Origin of the sequence: Ferrimonas sp. (genome assembly GCF_048263965.1) — a bacterium.
Classification (GTDB): domain Bacteria; phylum Pseudomonadota; class Gammaproteobacteria; order Enterobacterales; family Shewanellaceae; genus Ferrimonas.
In genome coordinates, this window is record NZ_JBLXDO010000006.1 from 36,402 (window position 1) to 61,879 (window position 25,478).

Sequence of the window (25,478 nt, forward strand, 5' to 3'; positions counted from 1 at the left end):
ATGGATTTTTCCCTCTCGCCCGGTCTGAAAACCGCTTGTAACGAAGCCTCCTCCCTGATTCGGGAGCAATTGATCCCTTTGGAGCCCCTGCTGCTCAGTCACGACTACGGCACCCTGATGGGAGAGTTGGAGGAGGTGCGCCAGAGCGTTCGGGAACTTGGACTGTGGGCGCCGCACCTGCCCACCGAGCTGGGCGGCATGGGGCTGTCGCTCCTGGAGTTCGCTCAACTGGCCGAGATTCTGGGCTACTCGCCCCTGGGGCACTTTGCCTTTGGCTGTCAGGCGCCGGATGCGGGCAATGCCGAGTTGCTGCTCCACTGCGGCACAGCCGAACAGCGCAGCCGTTATCTGGAGCCTTTGGCGAAAGGGGAGATTCGCAGTTGCTTCGCCATGACAGAGCGTCAATTGGCCGGCTCCAATCCGCTGATGATGAACAGTGAAGCGGAGTTCGATGGCGAGCGCTGGCACCTGAACGCCCACAAGTGGTTTACCACAGCCGCCGAGGGGGCCGAATTCGCCATAGTGATGGCGAAGACCCACCCGGAAGCACCGCCTCACCAGCAGGCGTCCATGTTGCTGGTGCCCATGGACGCCCCCGGTGTGAGCCGCATCCGCAACATCTCAGTCATGGGCGGAGAGGGCCAGGGGCCCTTCAGTCATGCCGAGATGCTGTTCGACGATGTGAAACTGCCAGCGGATGCCTTGCTGGGCAAGGCGGGGCAGGGGTTTGCCCTGGCTCAGGCCAGGTTGGGCCCGGGGCGGATACACCACTGCATGCGTTGGCTGGGGCTGGCTCAGCGGGCGCTGGATGAGACCATAGGCTACCTGAATCAGCGGGCGATCACCGGTCAGAAGACTCTGGGAGAGCAGCCCCTGGCTCAGGGGATGCTGGCGGAAGCCGCAGCGGCACACCGCGCCGCACGCTGGTTTGTCCTGCACACCGCCTGGCAGGTGGACAGGGAGGACTTTGCAATGGTGCGGGCAGAGATCGCCATGATCAAGTTCCACACCGCGCGCATGCTCCAGCAGGTGGTGGATTCAGCGGTCCAGCTTCACGGCGGGCTGGGCGTGACCGACGACACCATACTGGCCTTCCTCTATCGGGAGGAGCGGGCTGCTCGCATCTATGATGGCCCCGATGAGGTGCACAAACTGACCGCCGCCAAGCATCTGCTCAGGGCGCATCGATGAGTGACATCTCCTGCTCTCTGGAGCAGTTTCGGCGGCAACTGCAGTGGCAGCCTGACGGTGTGTGGCAGAGCTTTCGGGAACATTGTCTGCCCCAACTGAACCAGAAGAACCCCAAGCGCACCGATGCCAGGCTGGCGGCCATCATCAATGCCACCTTTGAGTTGGCGAACCTTAAGGGGTTCCATGCCATGACCCTGCGTCAGCTCAGCGAGGCAAGCGGTCTCAGCCTTGGGGGACTCTACGGCTACTTCGACAGCAAGGAGGCGCTGGCCGCCTCCATTCACCGCTTCATTCGGGTTCAGTTCGAACGGGTGCTGCTGCCGATGATTCGAGCCTTGCCCCAGGAGCAGCAACTTCAGGCGATTTGCCGCTATCACCTCTACCTGAGTGAACTGATGCAACCCTGGTTTTACTTCACCTATATGGAGGCCCGCCATCAGAGCGACACCCTTCGCCGGGAGGCGCTGGCCTTGAGTGAACAGGTGGATGATGAGCTGCACCGAAGCCTGATGCAGCTGGGGAAGGTGGAGCAACCGGTGATCGCCGTAGGCTTGCTTAAGCACCTGTTGCAGGGCTGGTACCTGCGACGAAGCCATTTTCGTAAAGCCGGTGTCAGTGTGGATGCCTATACCGACTACCTGCTCAATCGAGTTCAACTACTGTGTCATGGAGAGACCAGCAATGACCCAATTCCTCAACCTTGAAGCCCTGCGCGCCTATCTGGCACAGCATCTCCCCCAGTTGGGGGAACTGGCGTCGGTCACCCCCTTCGAAGGGGGTGCCTCCAACCTGAGTTTCAAGCTGGAGTGCTCGGAACGCACCATAGTGCTGCGCATGCCCCCTCCGGGCACCAAGGCGGCCACCGCCCATGACATGGGCCGGGAGGCGCGGATGCTCTCTGCGGTGGCGAGCCATTTTTCCCAGGTGCCTCAGGTGCTCCACAGCTGTCAGGATGATCAGGTTCTGGGGTACCCCTTCTTCCTGATGAGTTATGAGCCGGGCGTCATCTTAAGGCGCAGTTTGCCGGATAACCTGGGGCTGGCCAAAAGCCAGGCGTCTGCCTTGTGCCAAACGATGATGGATACCCTGGTGAAACTCCACAGCCTGCCCATCGACGGCACGCCCCTGGCGGATCTGGGCAAGCCACAGGGCTATGTGGAGCGCCAGGTCAATGGCTGGAGTGAGCGCTATCGCAGCGCCCTGACACCGGGTGCCCGGGGCGGAGAGCGGGTCATGAGGTGGTTGGCACAGAACCGTCCGCCGGAGTCTGGCCAGGCGGTGATCCACAACGATTTCAAGTTCGACAACCTGGTGCTGAGCCCCGAGGATCCCACCGAGATCCGTGCGGTACTCGACTGGGAGATGGCCACTGTGGGCGACCCCCTGATGGACTTGGGATGCTCCATGGCCTACTGGGTGGAGGCGGGGGACCCGCCAGAGCTGAAGATGCTCAGACAGATGCCGACCCATCTGCCGGGAATGTGGAGCCGTCGCCAACTGGTGGCCTACTACGGTGAGCAGACAGGTCTGGATGTCAGTGGGTTCGCCTACTACTACGTCTTTGGCCTGTTCCGCCTGGCGGTGATTGTCCAGCAGATCTGGTATCGCTATGTGGAGGGCAGCCGCAAACACCCCGCCTTCGCCCGATTTGGTGAGATGGCCGCGGTACTGATGGACAGGGCGGCGGCAGAGATTGATGAAGTGGAGCAGGTGGCCGGGCGTCCGGCGTTGTTGCAAAAGATTGAAGGCAGCGGCCTGCTCTCCCTTGAGGGCCGGGTGGCGCTGGTTACCGGCGCCAGTCGGGGCATTGGCGAGGCGGTGGCCCGCTTGTACGCGGCCCATGGTGCCAAGGTGATCCTCTCCAGTCGGGATCAGGATGCCCTGGAGGTGGTGGCTGCGGACATCCGTGAAAGCGGTGGTGACGCCAGGGCGATTGCCTGTCATGGCGGTGACACTGCCCAGATGCAGCAGCTGTTTGAGCGTATCGACGCCGAGTATGGCCGACTGGATATCATGGTGAACAACGCGGCGGCCAACCCCTATTTTGGCCACATTCTGGATACCCCCAGAGAGGCGATGGCGAAAACCATCGAGGTGAATCTGGCCGGATACTTCCAGTTTGCCCAGTTGGCGGGCCAGAGGATGCGAGAGCAGGGGGGTGGGGTAATCATCAACACCGCCTCGGTCAATGGCCGCATTCCGGCGCCAGGGCAGGGGATCTACTCCATCACCAAGGCGGCGGTGAACAGCATGACCGCTGCCTTTGCCAAGGAGTGCGCCCGCTACAATATCCGGGTGAATGCGGTCCTGCCGGGATTAACGGAGACCAAGTTTGCGTCGGCATTGACGGACAATCCGGCGCTGCTGCAGCAGATCCTGGGGCTGATTCCCCAGGGCAGGGCGGCGCAGCCCGCCGAGATTGCCCCCGCCTTCCTGTTCCTGGCGTCCGATGCGGCGGCCTACATCACCGGCATCGAGTTGCCGGTGGATGGCGGCTACCTGGCCTGATCCTTTAAGCGTGTGAGCACGTATCAGACAGGTCTGAAAGGAGAGTACTATGAAGCGGTTATTCCTGATTTTTGTCCTGCTGATAAACGGTTGCACCTCGGCGCCTGATGGAGTTACTCCAGTATCGAAGTTTGACATCAACCGTTACCTGGGTACCTGGTATGAGGTGGCCAGGCTGGATCACAGCTTCGAGCGTGGCCTCAGAGATGTGACCGCCGACTACTCGTTGCGAGGGGATGGTGGTATCCATGTGGTCAACCGCGGCATTCGTGAAGAGACCGGCGAGGTAAGCGAGGCCATCGGCCGGGCCTATCCTGTGGGCGAGTCCAGTGTGGCCCACCTCAAGGTCTCTTTCTTTGGCCCCTTCTTCGGGGCCTATGTGGTGTTTGAGTTGGACCCGGAGTATCAACACGCCTTCGTCAGTGGGCCCAGCCGGGAGTATCTGTGGCTGCTGGCACGCACACCAGAAGTCACCGAGGAGGTGATGACCCGGTTCAGGTCACGCGCCAGGGAACTGGGGTTCAGCCTGGGTGACTTGATCATCAATTGAATTAGACATGAACGCGTAAAGAGTGTGAAAAGCCAACCAGAACCCGGGTTATCCCGGAGCCTTGGGTTGGCTTGTTGGTTATCGCCTAACAATTAAAGGGATTACTTGCCCCGGTTTCCTTTACCCCCACTGGAGGGATGTCCGGACTTGCTCGGCCAGCTTCCGCCTGGCCCATGGCCAGGGTGGTTGGCGTAATCTTTGGGCCCGCCCTTCGGGCCACTCTCTTTCGGGCGACCGTCTTTCGTCATGATAATCTCCCACGCTGGGCAGGTGTGGATGCACCTGCGACTCCAGTTAAGTGTAGCCGAGGCTCCCTGCCCGAAGCCTGCGTCGCTCAGGTGTGCCACTTGATGGAGCACCCCATGCTGGGGTGTTGCTGCTGTGGGCCGTTGCCGGTCTGGGCAATCATTCGCATGGCGTTGAGCAACTCGGGGGTTCGGTCTGTGTCGTCGCCCATCTTGGCGTTGTCCAGCCGTCCCCGGTACTGCAGCTCCCCACGGGCATTGAAGCCGAAGAAGTCTGGCGTACAGATGGCGTCAAACGCCTTGCCCACCGCCTGATTCTCGTCCACCAGGTAGAGGAAGGGAAAGTCGTGTTTCCTGGCAAACTCCACCATCTTTTGTGGCGCATCCTCCGGGTAATCCCGGTAATCGTTGGACATCACCGCCACCACGTTAATCCCCTCTTTCATCAGTTGCCTGGTGTCTGCGGCAAGCCGATGGGCGATCCGTTTTACATAGGGGCAGTGGTTGCAGATAAAGATCACCAACAGCCCCTTGCTGCCAAGGTGGTCACTCAGGGTAAAGGGGATGCCGTGGGGGTCGCTCAGGGTGAAGTCCGGGGCCTTCCAACCAAAATTGCAGACAGGGGTGTCCAGTAGCATATCAAGCTCCTGTGGGCTGTTAGCCAATCTGAGTCATCTCATGAACGGTGAAGCTTTCGACGGCGCCTTCGACCGCGGTCAGGTATGCCTTAAGGTGATCGTTGGCCATGTGGTCCTGCCACGCCTCTCGAGATGCCCAGTTTTCGAAAAACAGGAAGTGCGCCGGGTTGTCATTGTCCTGATGCAGGTCGTAGTTGATGCAGCCGGCTTCGGCGCGGGTGGTGGCGATAAGCTTAAGCAGTTCGGATTTTACCAGCTCAATCTTGTCGGCATTGGCTTTGATGTGGGCGACTATGGTCAGCTTGGTCATGGTTGTTGTCCTTGGCACTGTGTAGGACCTCAAGCGTAGCACCTTGTTCATTGGGTTAAAGTGGCCAGCGATTGAAGCACTATTAAAAGAATCTAAAGAATACAGCGCAGTTCTACAGGCGCTGAATAAGGATGGATTCTAAGTGGCCGGGCCTATCCAAGGCACCGGCCATTGTGCGTCGGTCATTTCGAGCGGGTGGATTCCACTTCACGAATCCAGTCACAGGAGATGCCAGCCTTGGCATGGTGTTTGTGAATGGCTTCGGCGTTGGGGGCCTCCAGCACGCAGTAGATCAGGTTGTCCTTCTTGCTGAACAGGATGTCGTGGTGGGTGACACCAAATTCGTCTGCCGGTGCATTCTGCAGATCTCTCAGTTGCTGCTCGGTAAAGGGCTCCATAGGGTGAGTGTCGATGAACTTGGGCATACGTTGTCTCCTTCGTCCTTCTGGATGAGAGGCCACCGACTTTGGCTTCAGTGGAAGCGCCTGAGTGGCCACCTTGGCTCACGATTGCGGAACGGGATTCAACCTATCAAAGGATAGGACAGATAGCCGCCACCGTCGGCATTGGCCTGTGCCCTAACGCCCCTTTTATCCTGCTTTGTGCTGCCGACTATGTCGCTCCCTGGCCCAGTCCACAACGTGTTGCATCGCCCAGCCAAACAGGCCGGGACACAACCGGGCAAAGTGATAGGTGAGTTTAGCCTGAAAACCAGGGATGATCAGAAACTGCCGCCTCTCGAGCCCGCTGAGGGTCGCTCGGGTGACCGCATCCACCTGCAATGTGCCGCCAAGATCTTTCAGTAGCCTGGCTACCGGGCTGATGTAGGTGCGCTCCTGGGCCACCATAGGGGTATCCACCTCGGGGGGACACAGCACCGAGACATCGATGCCTAAGGCGTGTACCTCCTGTTTCAGTGCCCCGGCCATCCCCTGCAGGGCAAACTTGCTGGCACTGTAGCCGGAGTAGCCATAGGGGGCGATAAAGCCGGCCAGGGAGCTGACAAAGCAGATCTGGCCGCGACCACGCGCCACCATCTGCGGCAGCCAGGCCTTGGCCAGGCGCCGACACCCCAGAAGGTTGGTGCCCAGGATGGCGTCAAACTCCTCATCACTCTGCTCCATGAAGGGGATGCTCTGGACGATGCCGGCACTGAGGATCAGCAGGTCGGGTACCCCCTGGCGGTCTTCGACCTGCTGCCGATGGCCGTAGGCTGATGCGGCGTCGGCAACGTCGACTTCGTAGCTTTCAAAGCTCTGATTGCTATCGATGGTCAGACGGCGGCACTCCTTCTGGGCACTCTCCAGTCTCTTGGGATTTCGGGCCAGCAGGGCAATGCTCCAGCCCCTGGCGGCATAGGCCTTGGCCAGATCCAGCCCGATGCCGCTGGAGGCTCCGGTGATCAGTACCAGTTGAGGCTTTGCATCACTCATGCTTGGCCTCCTTGAACTTGGTCGGCGGGGAGAAAGCGGCCAAAGCCGGGCTTTTTGCCAAGCTCAGGTTGCACAGCCTCATCGTCCACAGCCAGTTTGCCATTGATGAACACCTGCCGGACGATGCCGGGATTGCGGTTGACCAGCCTCTGAAGGCCGAAGTTCTCCATCTCGCCCCAACTGACCGACTCCAGATCCTGATCCAGCCCTTGCGGGGCCAGCACCACCAGGTCGGCTCTGTCCCCCTCTTTGATGCTGCCGGCGTCCACCCCCAGCCACTGGGCCTGTTCACCGGTGAGGCGCCATACCGCCTGCTCCAGAGTCATCACAGGCTGCTCCTGGTCGATGGCTTCTTTCACCAGTTTGAGCATGCGCAGGGGCAGGTTATAGAAGGCCATATTGCGGATGTGGGCGCCGGCGTCGCTGAAGCTGATGATGGCGTGAGGATCGCTGACCAGTTTCTTCAGCACCTGGGGCCTGTGGTTGGCCACCGTGGTGTACCAACGCAGCTTGTTGCCATATGCCACCACCAGGTCTAGGAAGAGATCCACCACATGGATGCCGCGGTCTGTGGCGACCTGTTGAAAGTTGCGGCCTACCAGAGCATTGTCCGGGCAGTCAATGATGGTGGCGTCCCCCAGATCCCGCTGCCACACCCTGGGGCTGAGCTTTTCACCGTAGAACTTGCGAAAGTCCCGCCGGTAAGCCTCATCCTTGAGCAGGGCGTTGCGCTCCACCTGGTCCTTGAGGTCCAGGGCCATCTCTCCGGCGCCGAACTCCTCGAAGAACACCACATCGATGCCGTCGGCGTAGACGGTGAAGGGAGTGGGCAGCACCTGCCAGCGAAAGTCTCCCCTGAGCAGGTTGGTGAAGCGGGAGGTCAGCTTGGTGAGGTTGGTCAGGTAACGGCTGCCCTTGAGATCCATCTGACTGATGAGGGTGGTCTTAAGGGGTTTGCGCCACCAGCCGAGACTCTCTTTGACGTAATCGAAGATACGCAGTGGCGTGGCCGCATTGGGCGCCCCTTGGTGCACCCGGCCATAGCGGCGCACCAGTTGGTTCAGGCGGGCGATCTCCCGCCATTTGGCATAGGTGCTGGGCAGGCTGCGGGACCAGGCGCGGTCGCCGTCTATCTTGTCCCACTTCAGGCGCATGGTGGACAGTCCAAGAAAGCCTGCCTGCAAGGCCTCTTCCAGCAAGGCCTCCATCGCCTGCATCTCACTCTCGGTCGGGGTGATGCCATGGTCGGTGGCGCGCTCAAGGCCCATGACGCTGGCTCGAAGGTCGCTGTGGCCGAGGAAGCTGATGAGGTTGGGCCCCAGGGGCAGGGCATCGATGTGTGCCAGCCACTGTTTCGGTGTCTTCCAGCACTTCTTCTCCTTGAGGATGGGCAGCACCTTCTCCCGGGGCACGGTCTCCACTCGGGTAAAGATGTCGGATGCGTCCTCGTAGTCGCTGCAGATCATGCTCAGGGAGCAGCTGCCTACCAGAGCCGTGGTGACGCCATGGCGCACCGATTCGGACAGGCTGGGGCTGACCAGGAGTTCGGCGTCGTAGTGGGTGTGGGTATCGATAAAGCCGGGCGTGATCCATTTGCCTTCTGCGTCGAACACCCTGGCGGCCGATGCTTTGGCCAACGGGTCGGCGCTGACCCTGGCAATGCGCCCATCAGTGATGGCGACATCGGCGATGAAGGAGGGGCTGCCGCTGCCGTCAAAGTAGCGCCCCCGTCGAATCAGAAAATCGTACTCAGCCATGGTTGCCTGCTCCTTAAGCAGTATCCCTATAGAAATGCATCCTACTCCCATTCTCACTTTGTCGCTTGTCATTTGGTGACAAGGGTTGGATGATGATTGCTCACAGGGAGAAAAGGCATGACAGACGGGTTTCGCATTAGAGTCAGCGCCCTGGTGGGGCTCGATCGCCTGATTGAGGAGCTGGGGGGGCGTGCTCAAGGATTGCTGGCGGATTTCGGACTAACCGCAGAGCAGCTTCACAGCGAGCAGACCATGGACATTGAGGAGCTGGCCAGGTTGTTGGAACACTGCGCCGCTCAGCTCTGTTGTCCTGAGTTGGGACTCAGGCTGGGTGCCCGCCAGGACCTGACCATGTTGGGTGAACTGGGCATGGTGCTTCGTCGGTGTGACACCCCGGAACAGGCCCTCAAGGCGGTGCGCAGCCTGATGGCGTTTCATAACCAGTCGGAGTACTGGGACCACCGCCTCCACGGTCAGTTGCTGGCCATCCACCGGTTCGACAACTTTCACGGCGATACCGATTCCCGCCAGTACAAGGAGCTGGCCATCAGTGCCTGCTACCGGCTGTGCCAGGACCTGATTGGACCGGATTTTCGTGCCGCCCGGGTCGATTTTGCCCATGCACCACTCTCGCCACGGCCATACTACCGTGACCACTTTGGCTGCGAAGTGATGTTCAACCAACCCCAGGACACCCTGTGGATTCCCGGGGCTTTCCTGCGACGCAACTTACACGGTTCGCCGGTCGGGGAGCGTCAGCTGTTGGCCCGGCAACTGAGCCAGCGACTTGCTGAGAACGGGCAGGGGAGGGTGGCCCAGGTCGGTGGTCTGATACAGCAGACTCTGGGCAGTGGCCAGGCCAATATTGACCATGTCGCCGGTCTGTTGGGGCTCAATCGCCGCACTCTGCAGAGGCAGTTGAAGGCCCAGGGGACGGAGTTTCGGACCCTGCTCAGCGAGCTGCGTATGCAGTCTGCCTGCTGGCACCTGCGTTACAGCAATATGGAAGTGACCCTGCTGGCGGAGATCCTTGGCTATCACGATCTCAGCGCCTTCTCTCGTGCCTTTAAGAGGCGGATGGGGGAGTCGCCCCAGGCGTGGCGTTCCGCCAATCGGCGTGAATCACCCCATTCAATCTGAAGTACATCACAGAGGTGGTGCCCGTGGAAAAACACTGGCAGATCCCTTAGTAGCGCCATTGGCGTGCTCGCCTACTCTCGTTGACGCCCGCATCGGGCCGAGAATGGAAAACGAGAGATATGATGATGAGCAGATACCCCCTTTCTGCGCTGCTGCTGGCTGCCCTGCTGGGCGGCTGCGGCAGTGATGATGGCGATGTTGTGGTTCCCGGGCCACAGCCTAAGCCCCCCCAATCCCCATACTTGACACTGGATGTAACCCCTCAGGCCGTGTTTGAGGGGCAGTTCCAGGTGTATCTGGGACGCTATCCGGACCTGCTGAAGGACTGGCTTCAGAGTGATGCGGCACGGGATCTCAATGGCGATGGTCACATCGATGAGCGCGACGCTCACCTCGACGGCGTCTACAACCCCAAGGAGACTCCCATCATCGTCCAGGCGGCGGAGATGGACCGGGTGCTGCGCAGCAATCCCGACGGCCTGGGTGCCGGCAGTGCCCGTCCCGACATCTTTGTCGACGGCCACTACTCGGTATTCGATGCCCTGCGCTACCTGGCGGTTACCCGAGCCGATCTCAGGCTGGAGCAGGTGCAGGGGCCGGAGCAGACGGGCCGTGACACCCATGACTTCGTGGTTTCCTGGGACCGTAACGGTGACGGTGTGTTCGACGAGCAGGACAACGACATCTACGCCAATTTTCAGGGGGCCCACTGGCACGGGCGCGTCAGTTATCACGGGGGGGAGCTGCTCAAACTCAACGGCACCCTTACCGGCCTGGGGCCCCAGGGGGAAGCTCACTATGAGCGCCTGGATCAGGTCTGGCTGCAGCCGCAAATGAATATCCGTTTCCAGCCCTTCTCCCCGGAGATGACCGCACGACGCCACTGGGTGCAGCAGCGCGAGATGGCGCGTCTGGAACAGGGCGGCGGAAAGGTGATTTTGCCCCAGTTGCAGATCATGAAGCCGGGAGAGCCTAAACCATTGGTGATCCCCAATCTGGAGGTCACCGCTCACAATATGCGGCCGGACATCTTCCAGCCCGGGGTGATCACCAAGATGGACATCTTCCTTTCCGCCGCAGATGCGGGCCTGGATGTGGCGTTCAACTACTGGCCATCGCTGTCCACGGGTGCCCGGGTGGAGCACTTCGCGCTGTTCCGGGTGGACGGTATCGCCTCAGAGGTGGGACGCGGCTGGGCCACCGTCTACGGTGACATGGCGGTGCACGGCGACTTCTCCCCCACCTCCCAGTGTAACTTCTCCTCGCCTCAGACCGGCGGCATGGATTTGCTGGTGGACCCGGAGCATTGCCGTCTGGACTGGAACGCCAACTTTGGCGGCAACATCATGCACATGATGTCGGACACCTGGGTGATGAACCAGCCGGTGCAGTTCACCATGCTGGTCTTCAAGAGTCACTACGAGTTGTTTGGTATGGAGGAGTACAACGGCAAAACCAGTGCCCAACGTGACTTCAGCGAGGCACAGGATGGCTCTGACATCATGACATTGCAGACGTTCCGTCTGCCCGGGGATGGCCCGCTGCTCACCGACAGCCACTTCGGCTGGGGCATCGCCGACTGCACCGAGTGTCATAATGAGCAGAAGCAGCCCATGGGGCACGGCGGTCACAGCTGGCCGGTGAACAGCGCCGATGGTTTTGATCAGACTCAGCCCTACTACTGTGCCACCTGCCACGGCAGTAACGGTGCGCCGATGGGCCATGGAGAGACCGCCCGCTGTTTCTGGTGCCACGCCGGGGAGAGCAACACCCCCAAGCATCACGGCGACGCCTCCACCCGCAGGTTGTATCAAGGGGAACAGATCAAGAGTAACGACAAGATTTACAACGATCCTAACGAGCTCAATGCCCTGCCTAGGGATAAAGATGGCAACTACCAGCCCTATGAGAAGGTATGGAGCTCGGTGAACTCCGATTGGGATATGAGCCGGGTGTTCCCCGATCCCTACTCCTGCATGACCTGTCATCCAAACGAGGACTAACCCCTGGGCCCGCGGCGAGCTGTCGCGGGCCACTATGAGATCTGCCAGTATTGTCAGGGAAGGGTCGGTATATAATGCCTCGCACGCGGCATAAGAGAGAGTTCCCACACTATGAGCAGCACCCTAAGTCAGTCCTGTGACATCGATCCCGAGGTGGTGCAACAGGCGCGCAACTATCTGGCCCGCTTTGGTATCACCGAGTTTTTTTACGGCATTACCACCAAGGTGATGATCCCAAGCCTGCACCAGTTTAAAAAGCTGCGCCGCCGCATCCCCCAAGAGATGATTCGGGCCAAGTTTTGTGTCTGTTCCAGTGAGTCAATCCTGAATTTCCGTCATCGGTACCTGCAGCACTTCGCTGGCGGCGATGAGGCCTACTTCAACAAGCACCCCATGGGGATGAGCGTCTGGCAGGACCCTGATTTCGACGGTGCCAAAGGGGAGCAGTTTCACCGGTTGCTGGAGGAATATGGCATCCGCAGCCGCGGCGTCTGGCATTTGCCGGTGCGCTACCATCCGGATTGGCTGGCAGCTTTCGTGTATTTCTCAGATCTGCCTCGGCAGGAGTTGCAGGCAAAACTGAAAGCGCATGAAGCTGAAATCGGCCATCAACTGGCTCTGTACGCCAGTTATTTCAATGAGCAGTGCATCGCCAAGATCAATCCCATCGCCAACTTCAACTGCCTGTCGGAGCGGGCACTGCAGATCCTCCGGTTGACTGCCGAAGGTTTCTCCAGTGAGGAGGTAGCGGAGCAGTTGTCACTTACCGAGAGTGGGGTTAACTATCACCTGGACCGACTCAAGGAACTGCTCAATGCCCGCAACCGGGCGCAATTGATCAGCATGGCCCACACCCTGGGATTGATTGATTGACTTTGCGTCGAGACTCGGCGATTTTTGGTTTGAGATTCAACAGGGTTTGCAAGGAGTGCGACCATGGTCCGACATTGGTGCGGTGCGTGTTTTCTGATAATGGTTCTGTCCGGGTGCACATCTGCCCTGCACGGTACCTTTGTGCCCCACAGTCATAAAGGTGACTCAGAAAAGACCGCTGCTTTAGGGCCGGTAGAAGGACGTAGCTGCCAAGTGCAAGGCTTGTATCTCCTGCCCATGGATGAGCCACCCTCCACTCAACAGGCCCTGAAGGCCGCCAAACAGGTAATTCCCGGCACTCACTTTCTGGTAGACATCAGCATCGATGATGAGACCCTGTGGCATTTCGGTTATGCCAGACAGTGCATTGTGGTGCAGGCCACCGCCTGGGGAGAGCCGCCCCCCTGATTCCCTTTTCTTGTCATTTCTGTTCCACTGAGCCCTTGTATTGTCAGGGAGAGCAGCAGCAGGGAAGTGCCATGAAACTGGAAGTTATTCAATCGCCCACAGAGGAGCTGGTGGAGTCGCTGCGCTCGCGCATCCGAGCGCTCAACCGAGCTAACTGGCCCGAAGTGGAGCGTAAGCCTCTGGCGGTGGCGCTGCACGATGAGCAGGGCGAACTGCTGGCCGGGGCCAGTGGCAGCAGCTTCGGCCACTGGCTGCACCTGGATTGGCTCTGGGTGGATGAGGCTCTGCGAGGGGAAGGCTGGGGCAAGCAGATTCTCGAAGAGTTTGAACGCCAGGGAAAACAGAGAGGGTGCAGGTGGTGTTTTCTCGATACCCTGGAGTTTCAGGCCAGACCCTTTTACGAACAACATGGCTATCAAGCGGTGTGGGAGCAGCAACAGTATCCGCTGACCGGTTGCCGCGCCTATATGACCAAAACTCTTTAAAAAGGCCAACAGCCCGGCTTTTTTGCTGCATCAGGAAGACAGGGAGACGCCATTGTCCGCGTCATGGACCGGTGCCAGGCTTGGCATAGGCATCGGCCCCCAGTTGTTCAAGCAGGTAGTCGATAAAAACCCGGGACTTGGCGGGAAGCTGCTTACGGCTTGGGTAGTAGATCATCATCGGGGGAAGTTTATTTTGGTAGTCGGTCAATATTGGGACTAACTTTCCCTGTTCAATCAACTCCTTGGCATAGAACAGCGGTCCGGGCGAGATGCCGATGCCCTCGACGGCCAACTCCAGGCCGAGCTCCGGATTGGTGACTGAAATACTCGATTTCAGGTTGTCTTTGACGAGCCTTTCACCCTTGGGTGAACAGAACTGCCAGGGTTTGCGCCTGAGCGTAGTGGGCGAACGGTAGACGATGCAGTTGTAATGCTCAAGATCGTTAGGATGCTGAGGGCTGCCGTGTTTCTTCAGGAACTCTGGGGAGGCGAGGTAAACCAGATCGATATCGGTAATGGGCCTGGCTACGATGCTGGCATCCTGGTTAATCTGATTTCCTATGGCCAGGTCGATCCCCTCCTCGAAGAGATCCACGATACGGTCTTCAAACCTCATATCCAGCTCAATCTGCGGATAGCGCTCAAGAAAGCCTTTCAACAGGGGCACGACATATTGTCGGCCGTATTGGTAGGCCAGGCTGATCCTGAGCTTGCCCGCCGGGGTACCACTCTCATCCCGGGTGGTGCCCAACACCTCTCGAAGCTCATCGACGACGGGACAGATGCGTTTGTGGAAGGCCGCACCCTCGTCGGTCAGGGAGAGGGCGTGGGTTGAGCGGTGAAACAGCCGGACGCCGAGGCCCTGTTCCAGGGTTCGGATGTTCTTGCTGATGGCCGCGGGTGTGACGCCCAATTGACGGGCGGCAGCCGAAAAGTTGTGGGTTTGGGCGGCGGCAATGAAGGCGGGCAGGTGACGACTCAGTTCGATGTCCATGCTTTAAACTTTTTGTTGAAGCAGTTTCTACTGGTTTGATACTACAGGTTTCCGACGATCACAGTAAACTTTGTTTCTACTTTTTTGGAATTCTGTCGCAGAGGTCGGTGTGAGTAATCTATTGTCTCATTGGATGGAGCGTGTTAGCGATCATCTGGTTCATCTGTTTGCCCCCGCCCTTGCGCCCTGTTCCGAGGAGTGCTGCGACGAGTAATCGCTTTCATCAACCTTTGTAGGCAGGATGCCATCTATACAGATTATTGTTCGGATATCCCCCTTATTACCCGCGGCGGTGCTATGGAAAGCGCCGCTTTTTTATGGGCGAACGGCAGGGGAGTGTTCATTTTAGTCTTCTACAGTGCGTCCAGGCAGTGCTCGGGCAGGGTCTGTTGAGACAGCACCAACTCCTTCTGCGAGCGGCTTAGTTGCTTGATCCGGTACTCCACTTTTGAAGCCTGGGAACGGTCGCCGACTGGGGTATGAAACTCCAGCGTCAGCGGCCCCTTTCCCTTTAACGCTTTGGCGCCCCTGCCGCTGCTGTGCTCATTAAAGCGGCGCTCCACGTCTGTGGTGATGCCGGTATAGAGACGGTCACAGGCGGTGCGCACCAGATACAGAGACCACATCAGAAATGCACCACATGGTCCTGTTTCTGCCACAGGTGGGGACTGCAGAAGGCGTATTGATAGGGGGGGTGCATCAGCACCAAAATGGCGGCAAAGATCAGGACAAACTCCAGAAGATGTAACAGGTCTGGGTGTTGATAGACCATGATGACACTCATCAGCAGGATAAAGGCGAAGCAGAGGATCACCAGTCCGGCATTCAGCCGTGCCAGCCACAGGCTGCCGATGGGCACCTGATAGGCGTAACCGAAACTGGGGTGGATCAACAACACGGTCAGACTGAGCAGGGTCCACAGGGCGAAACTGGGGGCCGGAATAAGAATGACCGCCATCATGGCGCCGATGGCGACCGCCAGGTCAATCCAGAACAACCACTGCCAGCGTGACATCTTCCTCTTCCCCTCATTCTGCTTGGGATATCACTAGGATAAGCAGTTCTTTCAATGGTGTAAATTGATGAACGGCTGGCTGGGGGAGATCTCGGCAAACGTAGCGTGACATCTGGTTGCCGATGGCGCTGTGGGGTAGACTGGGCGGTTATTGCCTTGCCGAAAACCGCCTGGATTATGTCAGTCACTCTGCCCATCGACCCCCTAAAACCCCGCTTCCTGGAATTGCTGGAGTCACACCATATGGTGGTGGAGTCTCAGACCGGCTCGGGAAAATCGACCCGGCTGCCACTGTGGGCGTCGGAAAAGGGCAGGGTGCTGGTGGTTGAGCCCCGGCGGGTGGCCTGCCTGGCCCTGTCTGATTTTCTCTCCTCTGGGCAGGGGCCTAGGGTGGGCCATGCCATACGTTTCGAATCCACGGTCGACGAGAAGACCCAGGTGGCCTTTGTCACCCCGGGGGTGGCCCTGCGCTGGCTCAGCGAAGATGGCCTGTCGGGCTATGAGACGGTGATCATCGATGAGTTTCATGAGCGTCGCTGGGATACGGATCTGCTTCTGGCTCTGCTCAAACGGCGCAACCGACATCGCCTGGTGCTTACCTCGGCCACCATCGACGGCGAGCGGCTGGCTGGCTATCTGGAGGGGGAGCGTCTAATCGGCGAGGGGCGTCAGTTCGACGTCACTCTTCACCATCTGGCCAAGGAGAGTCGCCAGTTGCCCGATGAACGGGGGCTGGAGGGCCGGGTCAGAGACGCTGTGCTCAGGGGGCTTGAAGAGAGTCCCGGGGACATTCTGGTGTTTCTGCCCGGTAAGCGGGAGATCAGTCAATGTGCCGCGCAACTCAAAGATGTTGATGTGCAAACCGTGCCCCTGCATGGCGGGGCCAGCAATGCCGAACAGCGTGCGGCTCTGCGCAGCGGCGAGCGCCGGCGGGTAATTCTGGCCACCAATGTGGCGGAAACCTCGTTGACCATTCCCGGTATCACCTGTGTGGTGGACTCGGGGCTGGAGCGTCGCACCCACCAGAGAAATGGCCGCACTGTGCTGGGGCTGCACCGCATCTCCCTGGCCAGCGCCGCCCAGAGAGCCGGCCGGGCAGGGCGGGTGCAGGCCGGGATCTGCTATCGGCTCTGGGGACAGCACGCCCCCATGGAGGCACTGACGCCGCCAGAACTCAAGCGGGAGGAGTTGGTGGAGCCGATGCTGGCCGCCGCCTGTGCCGGAGAGCGCCTGCAGGATCTGGAGTTTGTGGATGCTTTGCCTGACAAATCCTTAGGGATAGCCCGGGAGAAGCTCGAGCAGATGCAGGCCATCGATGACCAGGGCAGGGCCACAGACCATGGTCGGCGCCTCTACCCTCTGCCCATCGATACTTTGTTTGCCCACCTGATCACCGCCATGGAGGAGAAAGCCTGCCGTGAGGCGATGGTGGACCTTTCCGCGGCCCTGAGTCTGGGGGCCAGATTGTGGCAGCCCCCCACCAGCGAGGATGGCCTCAAGGCGCTTAAGGCCTGGCAGCCTCAGGAGTGCGACGCCATGACACTGCTTTCCCTGCTCAGGGATAAGCTGCCCGAAGAGCTCAGTTGCGATAAACAGATGCTGACTGAGGCAAGGATGCTGGCCAATCAGATCCGTGACGCCCTGGCGCTGCCTCAGCTCTCTGTGGCCACCCCGGTGAGCCGCAACGCCTGGCTGGCGGCGGTGATGCAGGCCCAGCCGGATCTGGTCTATGTGCGTCGCCTCAAGCGAAACCAGGCACTGGGCAATGGCTACAGCGAGGTACAGCAGGGGCGGGACAGCCGCGTCTCGGAGGAGGCTCAGGGGGCCGTGGTGTTTGACCAGTTTTCCCTTCCCGGCAGAGGCGTCAAACAGACCCTGAATCTGGCCACCTGCATGGCCCCGGTAACCTTCAAGCAGATTCTTGAGGCGGGGCTGGGCGAGTTGCAAACCGGTGAGTTGCAGGAGGATGGCTGCACCCTGATCTCCAAGGTGGTCTATGCCGGACGGGAGCTGGGTGAGGTGAGCCATCAGGGCAGTGGTGACCAGGTGGTGGCCACCCTGGTGGGGGAGATTCTGGGTGGGCAGCGCCTTCCCGGCGTGGGCAGCCGCCTGAAGCAGGATCTGGCTGCCTGGGCCCTGTGGTGTGCCTTGGGAGAGGGCGAGGGCGACACGCCGCAGCCAGAGGCCTGGCTGACCCAAAGGTTAACGGAGCTGGGGGTTGAGAGTTTCGATGACATGGAGCTCATCGACGAGGAGGAGCTCAGCTTTGAGGGCATTCCTGACTGGCAGCGCGCCGAATTCGATGAGCGCTTTCCCCTGCGCCTGACCCTGGCGGAGCTCAAGGTGACCGTGGAGTACGACATCCGCAAGAAGAGCATCGATGTGGTGTACGATTCCGGCACTCGCAAGGCGGGTCCAAAGCGCTGGGAGCTGCCCCGCTGGGCAGGGTGGCGGGTGTTCTATGGCAAGGCCAGCAAACGGGTGAGTTTGAGCTAAGTCATTGATTTATATTGGCTACCACTTTTGGGGTAGTTCTTGATCTAAGTTTTTGACATACATGGGTAAAAATTTTCGGAGATCTGTCAAAATATGGCCAAAAAGTTGATCTGAAATAACTTTTCTGAGGAATACCCCCAAAGGGGTATCCCTAGCCTTTCATCACTTCTCTATGATTTGCCTTGAGAGATAAAAATAAGCCTCGGAGAGGATGAGATGAAACAATTGAATAAACTGGCTATTGCTGTTGCTATCGCGGCCATCAGTGGTTCTGCGTTCGCTAAGAACAGCCCTGAAGACGCTAACAACATCACTTGGAAAGAAAAGTATCCCGATCAGTACGCCTCCTGGGCGAGCACTGAAGAGTCCAACGCTCTGGATGACATCCTGGCTGAAGACCCAATGGTTGTTCTGATGTTTGGCGGCTACGGCTTCGCCAAAGACTACAACAAGCCTCGTGGTCACCAGTTCGCCGTTATCGATAACATCCGCAGCCTGCGTACCGGCGGCCCAATGACCGACTCTGAAGGTCCTATGGCTGCTTCCTGCTGGGGCTGTAAGACTCCTGACCTGAAGCGTATGTACGATCAGGTTGGTGAAGGCAACTTCTCCGAGAAGAAGTGGGGCGCCTGGGGTCACGAGATGGCCAACTCCATCGGCTGTGCTGACTGTCACGACTCCGCAACTGGCAAGCCTACTCCTGCCCGTCCTTTCGCTATGCGCGCTTTCGCCGCCAGCGGTCAGAAGTTTGAAGAGCAGGAATCCAACATCCAGGCTGCCATGACCTGTGGCCAGTGCCACGTTGAATACTACTTCGACGGTACCGACCACAAGAACGTGAAGTTCCCATGGGACGGCGGCATGAGCGCCGACGCCATCCTGGCTTACTACGATGCCCTGGGCTTCAAAGACTGGACTCACAAGATCTCCAAAGCGCCTATGCTGAAAGCCCAGCACCCTGAGTGGGAAACCTGGAAGCCTTCCGTACACGCTGAGATGGACGTGACCTGTATCGATTGTCACATGCCTAAGCAAGAAAACGCTGCTGGCAAAGAGTTCTCCAAGCACAACGTAGCTAACGCCATCGACAACTTCGAGCAGACCTGCTCCAACTGTCACGACACCAAGGCTGAGCTGGTTGACGCCCTGGCATCTGCCAAGAAAGAAGTACACAAAGCTCAGATCGCCGCCGAGAAAGTTATCGTGAAAGCGCACTTCGACGCTGGTGCAGCTTGGGAAGCCGGTGCTACCGAAGCTGAAATGAAAGACGCTCTGAAGCTCATCCGTCACGCTCAGTGGCGTTGGGACTACGCGATTGCTTCTCACGGTATCTACGCCCACAACCCTGAACTGGGTCTGGAAGAACTGGCTAAGGCCAAAGAGATCGGTATCGAAGCTCGCGCTGCCCTGAAGAAGATTCTGGCCAAGCACGGCGTAGACAAGGTGACCTACCCTGACTACTCCACCAAGGCCAAAGCGCAAGCCATCGTAGGTCTGGACAAGACCAAGATGGACGCCCAGAAGAAGAAATTCCTGGAAGAGCGCGTACAGAAAGAGTGGCCTACCAAGGTACAGTTCTAATCTCGACCTCTCACACGCACGAGATTGACTGAAACCAGGTCCGAAACGCCCCCGCAAGGGGGCGTTTTTTTATGTCTGTCTGTTACAGATTGCCCGTCTAGGTAAATCTGTTCAAAGGTGCTTTGCCCTTCTCCCCCCAGTCCATACCCTTTTCCTCAGAGAATTCAGGAAAAGGTTGACCCATGAAACGATGGTTATTGGTTTTGGTGCCCGTGGCGCTGGCAGCAGGGGCCTGGGGCCTGACGGACAGAACACCGAAAAATCGCTACCAGTATGACACCCAGTTGGCGGATCGCGGCGTGATTCGCAAACAGGTGGCTGCAACCGGCGCCCTGGCGGCGGTGGACGATCTGGTGGTGGGGGCCCAGCTGTCCGGCCAGATCACCGAGATATTGGCGGACTTCAACGATCAGGTGAGCCAGGGACAGCTGCTGGCCAAGATTGACGACCGCAGCTTTGCCGCCCGCGCCGATCAGTACCGGGCACAGCTGGCGCGGCTGCAGTCTGAACTGGCACAACAGCAACTGGCCATCGGCATTGCCGAGGTGAACCTGGACAAGGCCCGTCAGGATCTGGTGCGCGGCGAGGGGTTGGTCAAGGGCAACAACATCTCCGAGGAGGAGCTCAGCCAGCTGCGCACCGACCTCAGCCTGCGTGAACTGGAGCTTGGCCAGGCCAGGGGCAAGGTGGCCTTGCTTGAGGCGGACAGCGCCGCCACCAACGCCCTGTTGGAGCAGGCGCTCATCGAACTGGCCCGCACCGAGATTCGCTCCCCCATCGACGGGGTGGTGATTAACCGCACCGTGGAAGCGGGCCAGACCGTGGCCTCCAGCTACAACACCCCTGAGCTGTTTGTCATTGCCAAGGACCTGACCCAGATGGAGATTGAGGCCTACGTGGATGAGTCGGACATCGGCCTGATTCAGGATGGTCAGAAGGTCAGCTTCAAGGTGGATGCCTATCCAGACAGTCAGTTTGACGGCAAGGTGCGTCAGATTCGTCAGTCGCCGACGGTGGAGTCCGGGGTGGTGACCTACAGGGTGATCATCGCCGTCCCCAACCCCAACGGACGCCTTCTGCCTGGGATGACCGCCGACCTCACCATAGAGATTGCCACCGCCCGCGACGTGGTGCGGGTGCCCAACTCCGCCCTGCGTATCGGCGCGCGGGAGGCGGCCAAGCAGTCCAGCGGCGTCAGTCAGGGCCGCCAGGGCGAACTGTTGAGTCAGCTGAATCTGACCGAGCAGCAGCGGGACCAGCTGACCCAGTTGCGCGACGAGATGAAAAAGGATCCTGCGGGTCGCAACCGCGAAGCGATGCGCCAGCGCATGACCCGCGCCCTGGAGCAGATCCTCACTCCGGAGCAGCAACAGCGGATGAAGGCACTGCAAAGCGGCAACCTCAGGCTTGGGCACCTGCTGCTCAGTCGCAATGGGGAAACCGAATTGGTGGGGGTGGAGCTGGGGATCAGCGACGAGGGCCATACCCAGGTACTGGGGCTGGATCTGGCGGGCAGTGAGGTGGTGACCCAGGTGCGGGAGGTAAGCCTATGACCGCCGCCATCCAGTGCCGCAACCTGAGACACAGCTTCCCCATGGGGGAGGAGGAGTTTCAGGTGCTCAAGGACGTGGACCTGACCATAGAGCAGGGGGAGATGGTGGCCATCATGGGGCCGTCAGGCTCGGGCAAGTCCACCCTGATGAACCTCATCGGCTGTCTGATGACCCCCAAACAGGGGCAATTGACCCTGCTCGGCGAGGAGACCGGCGGCCTGGCCAAGGAGCGTCTGGCCATGCTGCGCTCCCGCTACATCGGCTTCGTGTTTCAGCAGTTCAACCTGCTGTCCCGCACCAGTGCCCTGGACAACGTCAAGATGCCGCTGATGTACAACCCAGACCCGACACGTGACGACGACGCCCGCGCCCGGGAGTGCCTGCAACTGGTGGGATTGGGAGAGCGGATGCAGCATACCCCGGGCCAGCTCTCCGGCGGCCAGCAGCAGCGGGTGGCCATCGCCCGCGCCCTGGTGAATCGTCCCCAGTTGATTCTGGCGGATGAGCCCACCGGCGCACTGGATACCCGCACCGGTGAGGAGATCATGGGACTGTTCCGTCAGCTTAACGAGCAGGGGATCACCATAGTGCTGGTGACCCATGAGCCGGAAGTGGCCGCCTGGGCCAGTCGCACCATAGTGGTTCGCGACGGCGAACTGGAGGCGGCCTCATGAAACCCCTGCAACTGACCCTGACCGCCATCACCTCCCTCAAACGCAACCTGCTGCGCAGCGTGCTCACCACCCTGGGTATTGTCATCGGCATCAGCGCAGTGATCATCATGTTTGCCCTGGGGGAGGGTGCCCAAAGGGAAGTGGATGCGCAGATTGCGGCGTTGGGCACCAACCTGCTGATGGTGAAGAGCCAGTCGGTCTCCAGCGGCGGCGCCGCCGGCAGTGCCGGGGCGGTGGAGACCCTGACCATGCGTGATGTGGACGCCATCCGCGACCAGATCCCTCAGGTGGTGGCTTCAGGCACCTCCATCTCCTCCCTGGCCCAGGTGGTGTGGGGCAATGCCAACTGGAACACCCGGGTCGAGGGGATGAACCTGGACATGCTCAGCGCCATGAACTGGCACATCAGTGACGGTAGGGCTTTCACCGATCAGGAGGTGAACAGCGCCGCCAGAGTGGCCCTGATTGGAGAAACCGTGGCCAAGGAGCTGTTCGGTGTGCCTCAGATGGCCCTGGGAGAGTCGGTGCGCATCAACCGCACCACGGTCACCATCATCGGCCTGCTCAAATCCAAGGGTGAGGATATGCGCGGTAATGATACCGATGACACCCTGCTGGTGCCCATCTCCACCGCCCAGCGGCGCATCCTCGGAGGCAACACCGCCTTCCAGGACAGGGTCAAGCGGATTATGGTGCAGGTGGACCAGGCGCAGAACATGGATTGGGTCAGCGACGAGATAGACAGTCTGCTCAGGCAGCGTCACCGGGTGAAGAGCGAGGCCACCCAGCCCTTCGTCATCCGTAACCTGTCGCAGATGATGGAGACCCGGGCCAACGCCTCCAAGGTGTTCTCTTCGCTGTTGGCCGGGGTGGCGGCGGTCTCCCTGCTGGTGGGCGGAATCGGAGTGATGAACATCATGTTGGTGACCGTCACCGAGCGGACCCGGGAGATTGGCCTGAGGATGGCGGTGGGGGCCAAACCGGCAGACATTCGCAACCAGTTCCTGATCGAGAGCGTCATCCTCTGTCTGTTGGGGGCGATGCTGGGGTTGCTGCTGTCTTTGCTGTTGTTGGCGGTGGCCGAACCCCTGTTCGGCTGGACCATGGTGCTGCCGCTCTCCATCGTGATGCTGTCCGTGGCCGCCACTGCCCTTATCGGAGTGGGCTTTGGCTACTACCCGGCCAGCAAGGCGGCGTCACTGGATCCTATTGATGCGCTGCGATTCGAATAGACGCTGAGCCGGCGACTGGCACTTATTTACGTGTCATCGCCGGTTTCGTCCCACCAGAAACGCCAGTTCGGCGGCGTTCTTAACCCCCATCTTTTTCAGCAGGTTGGCGCGGTGGATCTCCACGGTGCGCTGGGCGATAAACAGCTTGTCGCAGATCTCCTTGTTGGTTTTGCCCTCCACCACCAGTTGCATCAGCTGGCTTTCCCGCTCGGTCAGCTGGGCCACCCTGGTCTCCCAGTCACCGGCCAGGCTGTCCTCCTGCTGACGCTCCTGGGAGGCCTTGAGGCCACGTTCGATCAGCGGCAGCAAGCGTTCTCCCTCAACCGGCTTTTCCAGAAAATCCAGTGCGCCGGCCTTGAGGGCGGCGACGGCCCGAGGCACGTTGGCGTGACCGGTGAGGATGATCACCGACAGCAGGCTGCCACGGCGGTTGAGCTCCTGCTGCAGGGCCAGGCCATCCAGGCCCGGCATCTCGATGTCCAGGATGGCCACGCCCACCTGGTCCGGATCCATGGCGTCGAGAAAGGCATCGGCGCAGTCGAAGCCCTCGGCCTGCATCCCTTTGGCCTCCAGCATCCATTGCAGGGATTCTCTGACGTCCCTGTCATCATCAACCAGAAAGATGGCGCTCATGGTGTACTCCTAAGGGGGAAATGGCAGATAAGGGCCAGGCCGGGCTGTTGTCGCTGGGCTTCGATGCGACCATGGTGCTCCTCGACGATGCGTTTGCAGATGGTCATGCCCAGCCCCAGGCCCTCCGGCTTGTCGCTTTCAAAGGGCAGAAACAGCCGGGCCAGCTTGTCGTCGCTGAGTCCGGGCCCGCGGTCACGCACCGACAGACACAGTTCGTCGTCTGAGTGGGTGAGGGCGATATCCAGTTGCCGCTGTTCCTCCGGCAGGCTCAGCATCGCCTCCATGCCGTTACGCATCAGGTTGACCAGCACCTGCTGCAGCAGGGTGGGGTCGCCGGTAATTACTCCGGCTGAAATGGGCTCCCTGAGCTCAATCTGGCAGCGGTTATGGCGGCAGTCCGGCGCCATCAGCGCCAGAGTTTCGTTCACCAGAACCGATAGGTCAACCGGCTCCTGGCGGCTGGAGCGGGCGCAAAACTCCCGCAGCTTGCGGATGATCTCCCGGGCGCGATCGGTCTGATCGGCGATGCGCTCCAGCCCCTGGTCGAGCGCGCTCTTGTCCAGAGGCTCGGCCTCCAGGCGATACTGACAGCCCTGGGTGAGGTAACGGATACTGGCCAGGGGCTGGTTAAGTTCGTGGGCGATGCCGGAGGCCATCTCGCCGGTCAGCAGCACCCTTTGAGCCTTATAGAATCCCCGCTGTTGCTGCTCCAGCTCCTCCTGGGTTTGGCGGTGGTCAGCCATCTCCTGTCGCAACTGCGCTGTTCTGCGGGTCACCATGGCCCGCACCCGCAGGTGGTGGACATAGCCGAGCATCAGCAGCGCCGCCAACCCCAGCAGGTAAGGGGTGACCTGGGGCCAGAACTCGCGCCAGTCGGCGTCGAATGGCCACAGGCGAATCTCTTTAAGCAGGGCGAACACGTGGCTGTCGTCCACCGGCACCGTCCACCCTTCGTAGCGGCCGGCAATGGCGGCTGGGTTGGTGGGGTAGAGATCCAGTAACAGCCGGGTGACCTGGGCGGCCAGGCGATTGCTGGTGTGTCCCATCTTGGACAGAGAGGAGTAGGGGTAGAGCTGAGTGCTGCTGGCGCAGGGACCGTCGGTATCCCGGGTCAGCGCGACCGTGAGCTCGCCCTTGGGTAACTGGCCGCTGTTTTCCATATGTTCCAGCAGGCAGGTAGGCACGATGGCCGCATCGGCACTGCCGCTGAGTACCTGATGTAACAACTTGGACTGGGGAAAGCCGACGAACTTGAGGTAGGGGAAGTCGCTCAGTGGCGCCAGCCCCTGTTGGTCCAGCTCCCGCCAGAAGGCGATAAAGCCGCCAAACGCCTGTTGGCTCACCGAGACCAGCCGCTTGGACCGCAGGGCCTGCAGGCTGCCTATCTGCTGACTCTTGCGTGTGACGATGGCTGAACCCACCGCAAACGCCGGGTCGCGCCCGCCAAGGGGCTTTAAGCTCAGCAGCTGGCTGGAGCCATAGCGCTGCTTGAGCTGCAGGGATTTGACCGCGTTGCCGATGAAGAAGTCAAAGGACTGATGCTGCACCAGCCGGTCCACCTGGTGAGGACGTAGGGCCAGCAACACCAGTTTGTGCTCCTCCAGATGGGCATTGAGGTAGTCCACCGTGGGCTGCCATCTTTGACGCACCTTATCGGGGGCGTCGAATGCCAGTACCGCCAGGCGCACCTGCTCCCGGGCCAGGGCCTGGGGCGCAGTCAGTAACAGGGTAAAACAAACAAGGGTAATCAATCGGCTAA

General features: G+C 60.0%; 24 protein-coding genes and 1 pseudogene. 15 read left to right on the forward strand and 10 right to left on the reverse strand.

What is annotated here, in order from left to right; genetic code table 11:
* The 5 genes and pseudogenes from ACN0RV_RS07535 (at window position 1) to ACN0RV_RS07555 (ending at window position 4,249) form a co-directional block, all read left to right on the forward strand.
* Entirely contained in the window at window positions 1-1,191 is a 1,191-nt protein-coding gene (locus tag ACN0RV_RS07535) for an acyl-CoA dehydrogenase family protein (RefSeq protein ID WP_417347021.1), read from the forward strand.
* Entirely contained in the window at window positions 1,188-1,895 is a 708-nt protein-coding gene (locus ACN0RV_RS07540; RefSeq protein WP_417347022.1) for a TetR/AcrR family transcriptional regulator, read from the forward strand. The genes ACN0RV_RS07535 and ACN0RV_RS07540 overlap by 4 nt, the downstream gene beginning before the upstream one ends.
* Window positions 1,873-2,646: pseudogene (locus tag ACN0RV_RS07545) on the forward strand (phosphotransferase family protein); the annotation flags it as partial. The gene ACN0RV_RS07540 and the pseudogene ACN0RV_RS07545, both read left to right, overlap by 23 nt.
* A 285-nt stretch (window positions 2,647-2,931) precedes the next feature.
* Complete coding sequence (locus tag ACN0RV_RS07550) at window positions 2,932-3,699, forward strand: glucose 1-dehydrogenase (RefSeq protein WP_417347134.1); 768 nt, start codon at window positions 2,932-2,934, stop codon at window positions 3,697-3,699.
* A gap of 49 nt (window positions 3,700-3,748) precedes the next feature.
* Window positions 3,749-4,249, forward strand: coding sequence for a lipocalin family protein (locus ACN0RV_RS07555; protein WP_417347023.1), 501 nt, complete (start codon window positions 3,749-3,751; stop codon window positions 4,247-4,249).
* A 334-nt stretch (window positions 4,250-4,583) separates the two neighbouring features.
* Here ACN0RV_RS07555 and ACN0RV_RS07560 read toward each other — a convergent pair whose 3' ends face one another.
* The 5 genes from ACN0RV_RS07560 to ACN0RV_RS07580 all read right to left on the reverse strand — a co-directional run bounded on the left by ACN0RV_RS07560 (window position 4,584) and on the right by ACN0RV_RS07580 (window position 8,632).
* The gene (locus ACN0RV_RS07560) at window positions 4,584-5,132 is read right to left on the reverse strand and encodes a thioredoxin family protein (protein WP_417347024.1); all 549 of its coding nucleotides are present in this window, start codon (window positions 5,130-5,132) and stop codon (window positions 4,584-4,586) included.
* A 19-nt stretch (window positions 5,133-5,151) separates the two neighbouring features.
* On the reverse strand, window positions 5,152-5,442 hold the full coding sequence (locus ACN0RV_RS07565; RefSeq protein ID WP_417347025.1) for a putative quinol monooxygenase: 291 nt from the start codon (window positions 5,440-5,442) through the stop codon (window positions 5,152-5,154).
* Window positions 5,443-5,624: 182 nt separating this feature from the next.
* Complete coding sequence (locus ACN0RV_RS07570; protein WP_286342417.1) at window positions 5,625-5,867, reverse strand: nickel-binding protein; 243 nt, start codon at window positions 5,865-5,867, stop codon at window positions 5,625-5,627.
* A gap of 165 nt (window positions 5,868-6,032) precedes the next feature.
* Window positions 6,033-6,875 (reverse strand): SDR family NAD(P)-dependent oxidoreductase, encoded by an 843-nt coding sequence (locus ACN0RV_RS07575; protein WP_417347026.1) that lies wholly within the window; start codon window positions 6,873-6,875, stop codon window positions 6,033-6,035.
* Window positions 6,872-8,632 (reverse strand): N-acyl-D-amino-acid deacylase family protein, encoded by a 1,761-nt coding sequence (locus ACN0RV_RS07580; protein ID WP_417347027.1) that lies wholly within the window; start codon window positions 8,630-8,632, stop codon window positions 6,872-6,874. Before ACN0RV_RS07580 ends, ACN0RV_RS07575 begins: the two co-directional genes overlap by 4 nt.
* 117 nt (window positions 8,633-8,749) lie before the next feature.
* Between ACN0RV_RS07580 and ACN0RV_RS07585 the strand changes: the two genes are divergently transcribed.
* From ACN0RV_RS07585 to ACN0RV_RS07605, 5 genes are all read left to right on the forward strand, one after another.
* Window positions 8,750-9,772: an AraC family transcriptional regulator ligand-binding domain-containing protein gene (locus ACN0RV_RS07585; RefSeq protein WP_417347028.1), complete on the forward strand. Its 1,023-nt coding sequence runs from the start codon at window positions 8,750-8,752 to the stop codon at window positions 9,770-9,772.
* 125 nt (window positions 9,773-9,897) lie between these two features.
* Window positions 9,898-11,775: a hypothetical protein gene (locus tag ACN0RV_RS07590; RefSeq protein WP_417347029.1), complete on the forward strand. Its 1,878-nt coding sequence runs from the start codon at window positions 9,898-9,900 to the stop codon at window positions 11,773-11,775.
* 111 nt (window positions 11,776-11,886) lie between these two features.
* Complete coding sequence (locus tag ACN0RV_RS07595) at window positions 11,887-12,648, forward strand: response regulator transcription factor (protein ID WP_417347030.1); 762 nt, start codon at window positions 11,887-11,889, stop codon at window positions 12,646-12,648.
* Window positions 12,649-12,861: 213 nt separating this feature from the next.
* The gene (locus ACN0RV_RS07600; protein WP_417347031.1) at window positions 12,862-13,056 is read left to right on the forward strand and encodes a hypothetical protein; all 195 of its coding nucleotides are present in this window, start codon (window positions 12,862-12,864) and stop codon (window positions 13,054-13,056) included.
* A 71-nt stretch (window positions 13,057-13,127) separates the two neighbouring features.
* Window positions 13,128-13,541 carry a GNAT family N-acetyltransferase gene (locus ACN0RV_RS07605; RefSeq protein ID WP_417347032.1) on the forward strand — a complete coding sequence of 138 codons (414 nt, stop codon included), beginning with the start codon at window positions 13,128-13,130 and terminating at the stop codon, window positions 13,539-13,541.
* A gap of 61 nt (window positions 13,542-13,602) precedes the next feature.
* On the opposite strand, the gene ACN0RV_RS07610 is transcribed toward ACN0RV_RS07605, so the two are convergent.
* The 3 genes from ACN0RV_RS07610 to ACN0RV_RS07620 form a co-directional block, all read right to left on the reverse strand.
* Window positions 13,603-14,535 carry a LysR family transcriptional regulator gene (locus ACN0RV_RS07610; protein WP_417347033.1) on the reverse strand — a complete coding sequence of 311 codons (933 nt, stop codon included), beginning with the start codon at window positions 14,533-14,535 and terminating at the stop codon, window positions 13,603-13,605.
* A gap of 353 nt (window positions 14,536-14,888) precedes the next feature.
* Window positions 14,889-15,161, reverse strand: coding sequence for a GIY-YIG nuclease family protein (locus tag ACN0RV_RS07615; RefSeq protein ID WP_417347034.1), 273 nt, complete (start codon window positions 15,159-15,161; stop codon window positions 14,889-14,891).
* Window positions 15,161-15,550 (reverse strand): hypothetical protein, encoded by a 390-nt coding sequence (locus ACN0RV_RS07620; protein ID WP_417347035.1) that lies wholly within the window; start codon window positions 15,548-15,550, stop codon window positions 15,161-15,163. The genes ACN0RV_RS07615 and ACN0RV_RS07620 overlap by 1 nt, the downstream gene beginning before the upstream one ends.
* 177 nt (window positions 15,551-15,727) lie before the next feature.
* Between ACN0RV_RS07620 and ACN0RV_RS07625 the strand changes: the two genes are divergently transcribed.
* The 5 genes from ACN0RV_RS07625 to ACN0RV_RS07645 all read left to right on the forward strand — a co-directional run bounded on the left by ACN0RV_RS07625 (window position 15,728) and on the right by ACN0RV_RS07645 (window position 23,086).
* Window positions 15,728-18,046: a helicase-related protein gene (locus ACN0RV_RS07625; protein ID WP_417347036.1), complete on the forward strand. Its 2,319-nt coding sequence runs from the start codon at window positions 15,728-15,730 to the stop codon at window positions 18,044-18,046.
* Window positions 18,047-18,262: 216 nt separating this feature from the next.
* Complete coding sequence (locus ACN0RV_RS07630; RefSeq protein ID WP_417347037.1) at window positions 18,263-19,627, forward strand: ammonia-forming cytochrome c nitrite reductase subunit c552; 1,365 nt, start codon at window positions 18,263-18,265, stop codon at window positions 19,625-19,627.
* A gap of 182 nt (window positions 19,628-19,809) precedes the next feature.
* A complete protein-coding gene (locus ACN0RV_RS07635; protein ID WP_417347038.1) occupies window positions 19,810-21,180 on the forward strand; it encodes an efflux RND transporter periplasmic adaptor subunit in 1,371 nt (456 codons plus the stop codon).
* The gene (locus ACN0RV_RS07640) at window positions 21,177-21,854 is read left to right on the forward strand and encodes an ABC transporter ATP-binding protein (protein ID WP_417347039.1); all 678 of its coding nucleotides are present in this window, start codon (window positions 21,177-21,179) and stop codon (window positions 21,852-21,854) included. Before ACN0RV_RS07635 ends, ACN0RV_RS07640 begins: the two co-directional genes overlap by 4 nt.
* Window positions 21,851-23,086, forward strand: a complete 1,236-nt coding sequence (locus tag ACN0RV_RS07645; RefSeq protein ID WP_417347040.1) for an ABC transporter permease — start codon at window positions 21,851-21,853, stop codon at window positions 23,084-23,086. Before ACN0RV_RS07640 ends, ACN0RV_RS07645 begins: the two co-directional genes overlap by 4 nt.
* A 33-nt stretch (window positions 23,087-23,119) precedes the next feature.
* Here the strand turns inward: ACN0RV_RS07645 and ACN0RV_RS07650 are convergent, their stop codons facing one another.
* Together ACN0RV_RS07650 and ACN0RV_RS07655 are read right to left on the reverse strand one after the other, a co-directional pair.
* Window positions 23,120-23,719 carry a response regulator transcription factor gene (locus ACN0RV_RS07650; protein ID WP_417347041.1) on the reverse strand — a complete coding sequence of 200 codons (600 nt, stop codon included), beginning with the start codon at window positions 23,717-23,719 and terminating at the stop codon, window positions 23,120-23,122.
* On the reverse strand, window positions 23,716-25,470 hold the full coding sequence (locus tag ACN0RV_RS07655) for a sensor histidine kinase (protein WP_417347042.1): 1,755 nt from the start codon (window positions 25,468-25,470) through the stop codon (window positions 23,716-23,718). The genes ACN0RV_RS07650 and ACN0RV_RS07655 overlap by 4 nt, the downstream gene beginning before the upstream one ends.
* Between the last annotated feature and the right edge of the window lie 8 nt (window positions 25,471-25,478).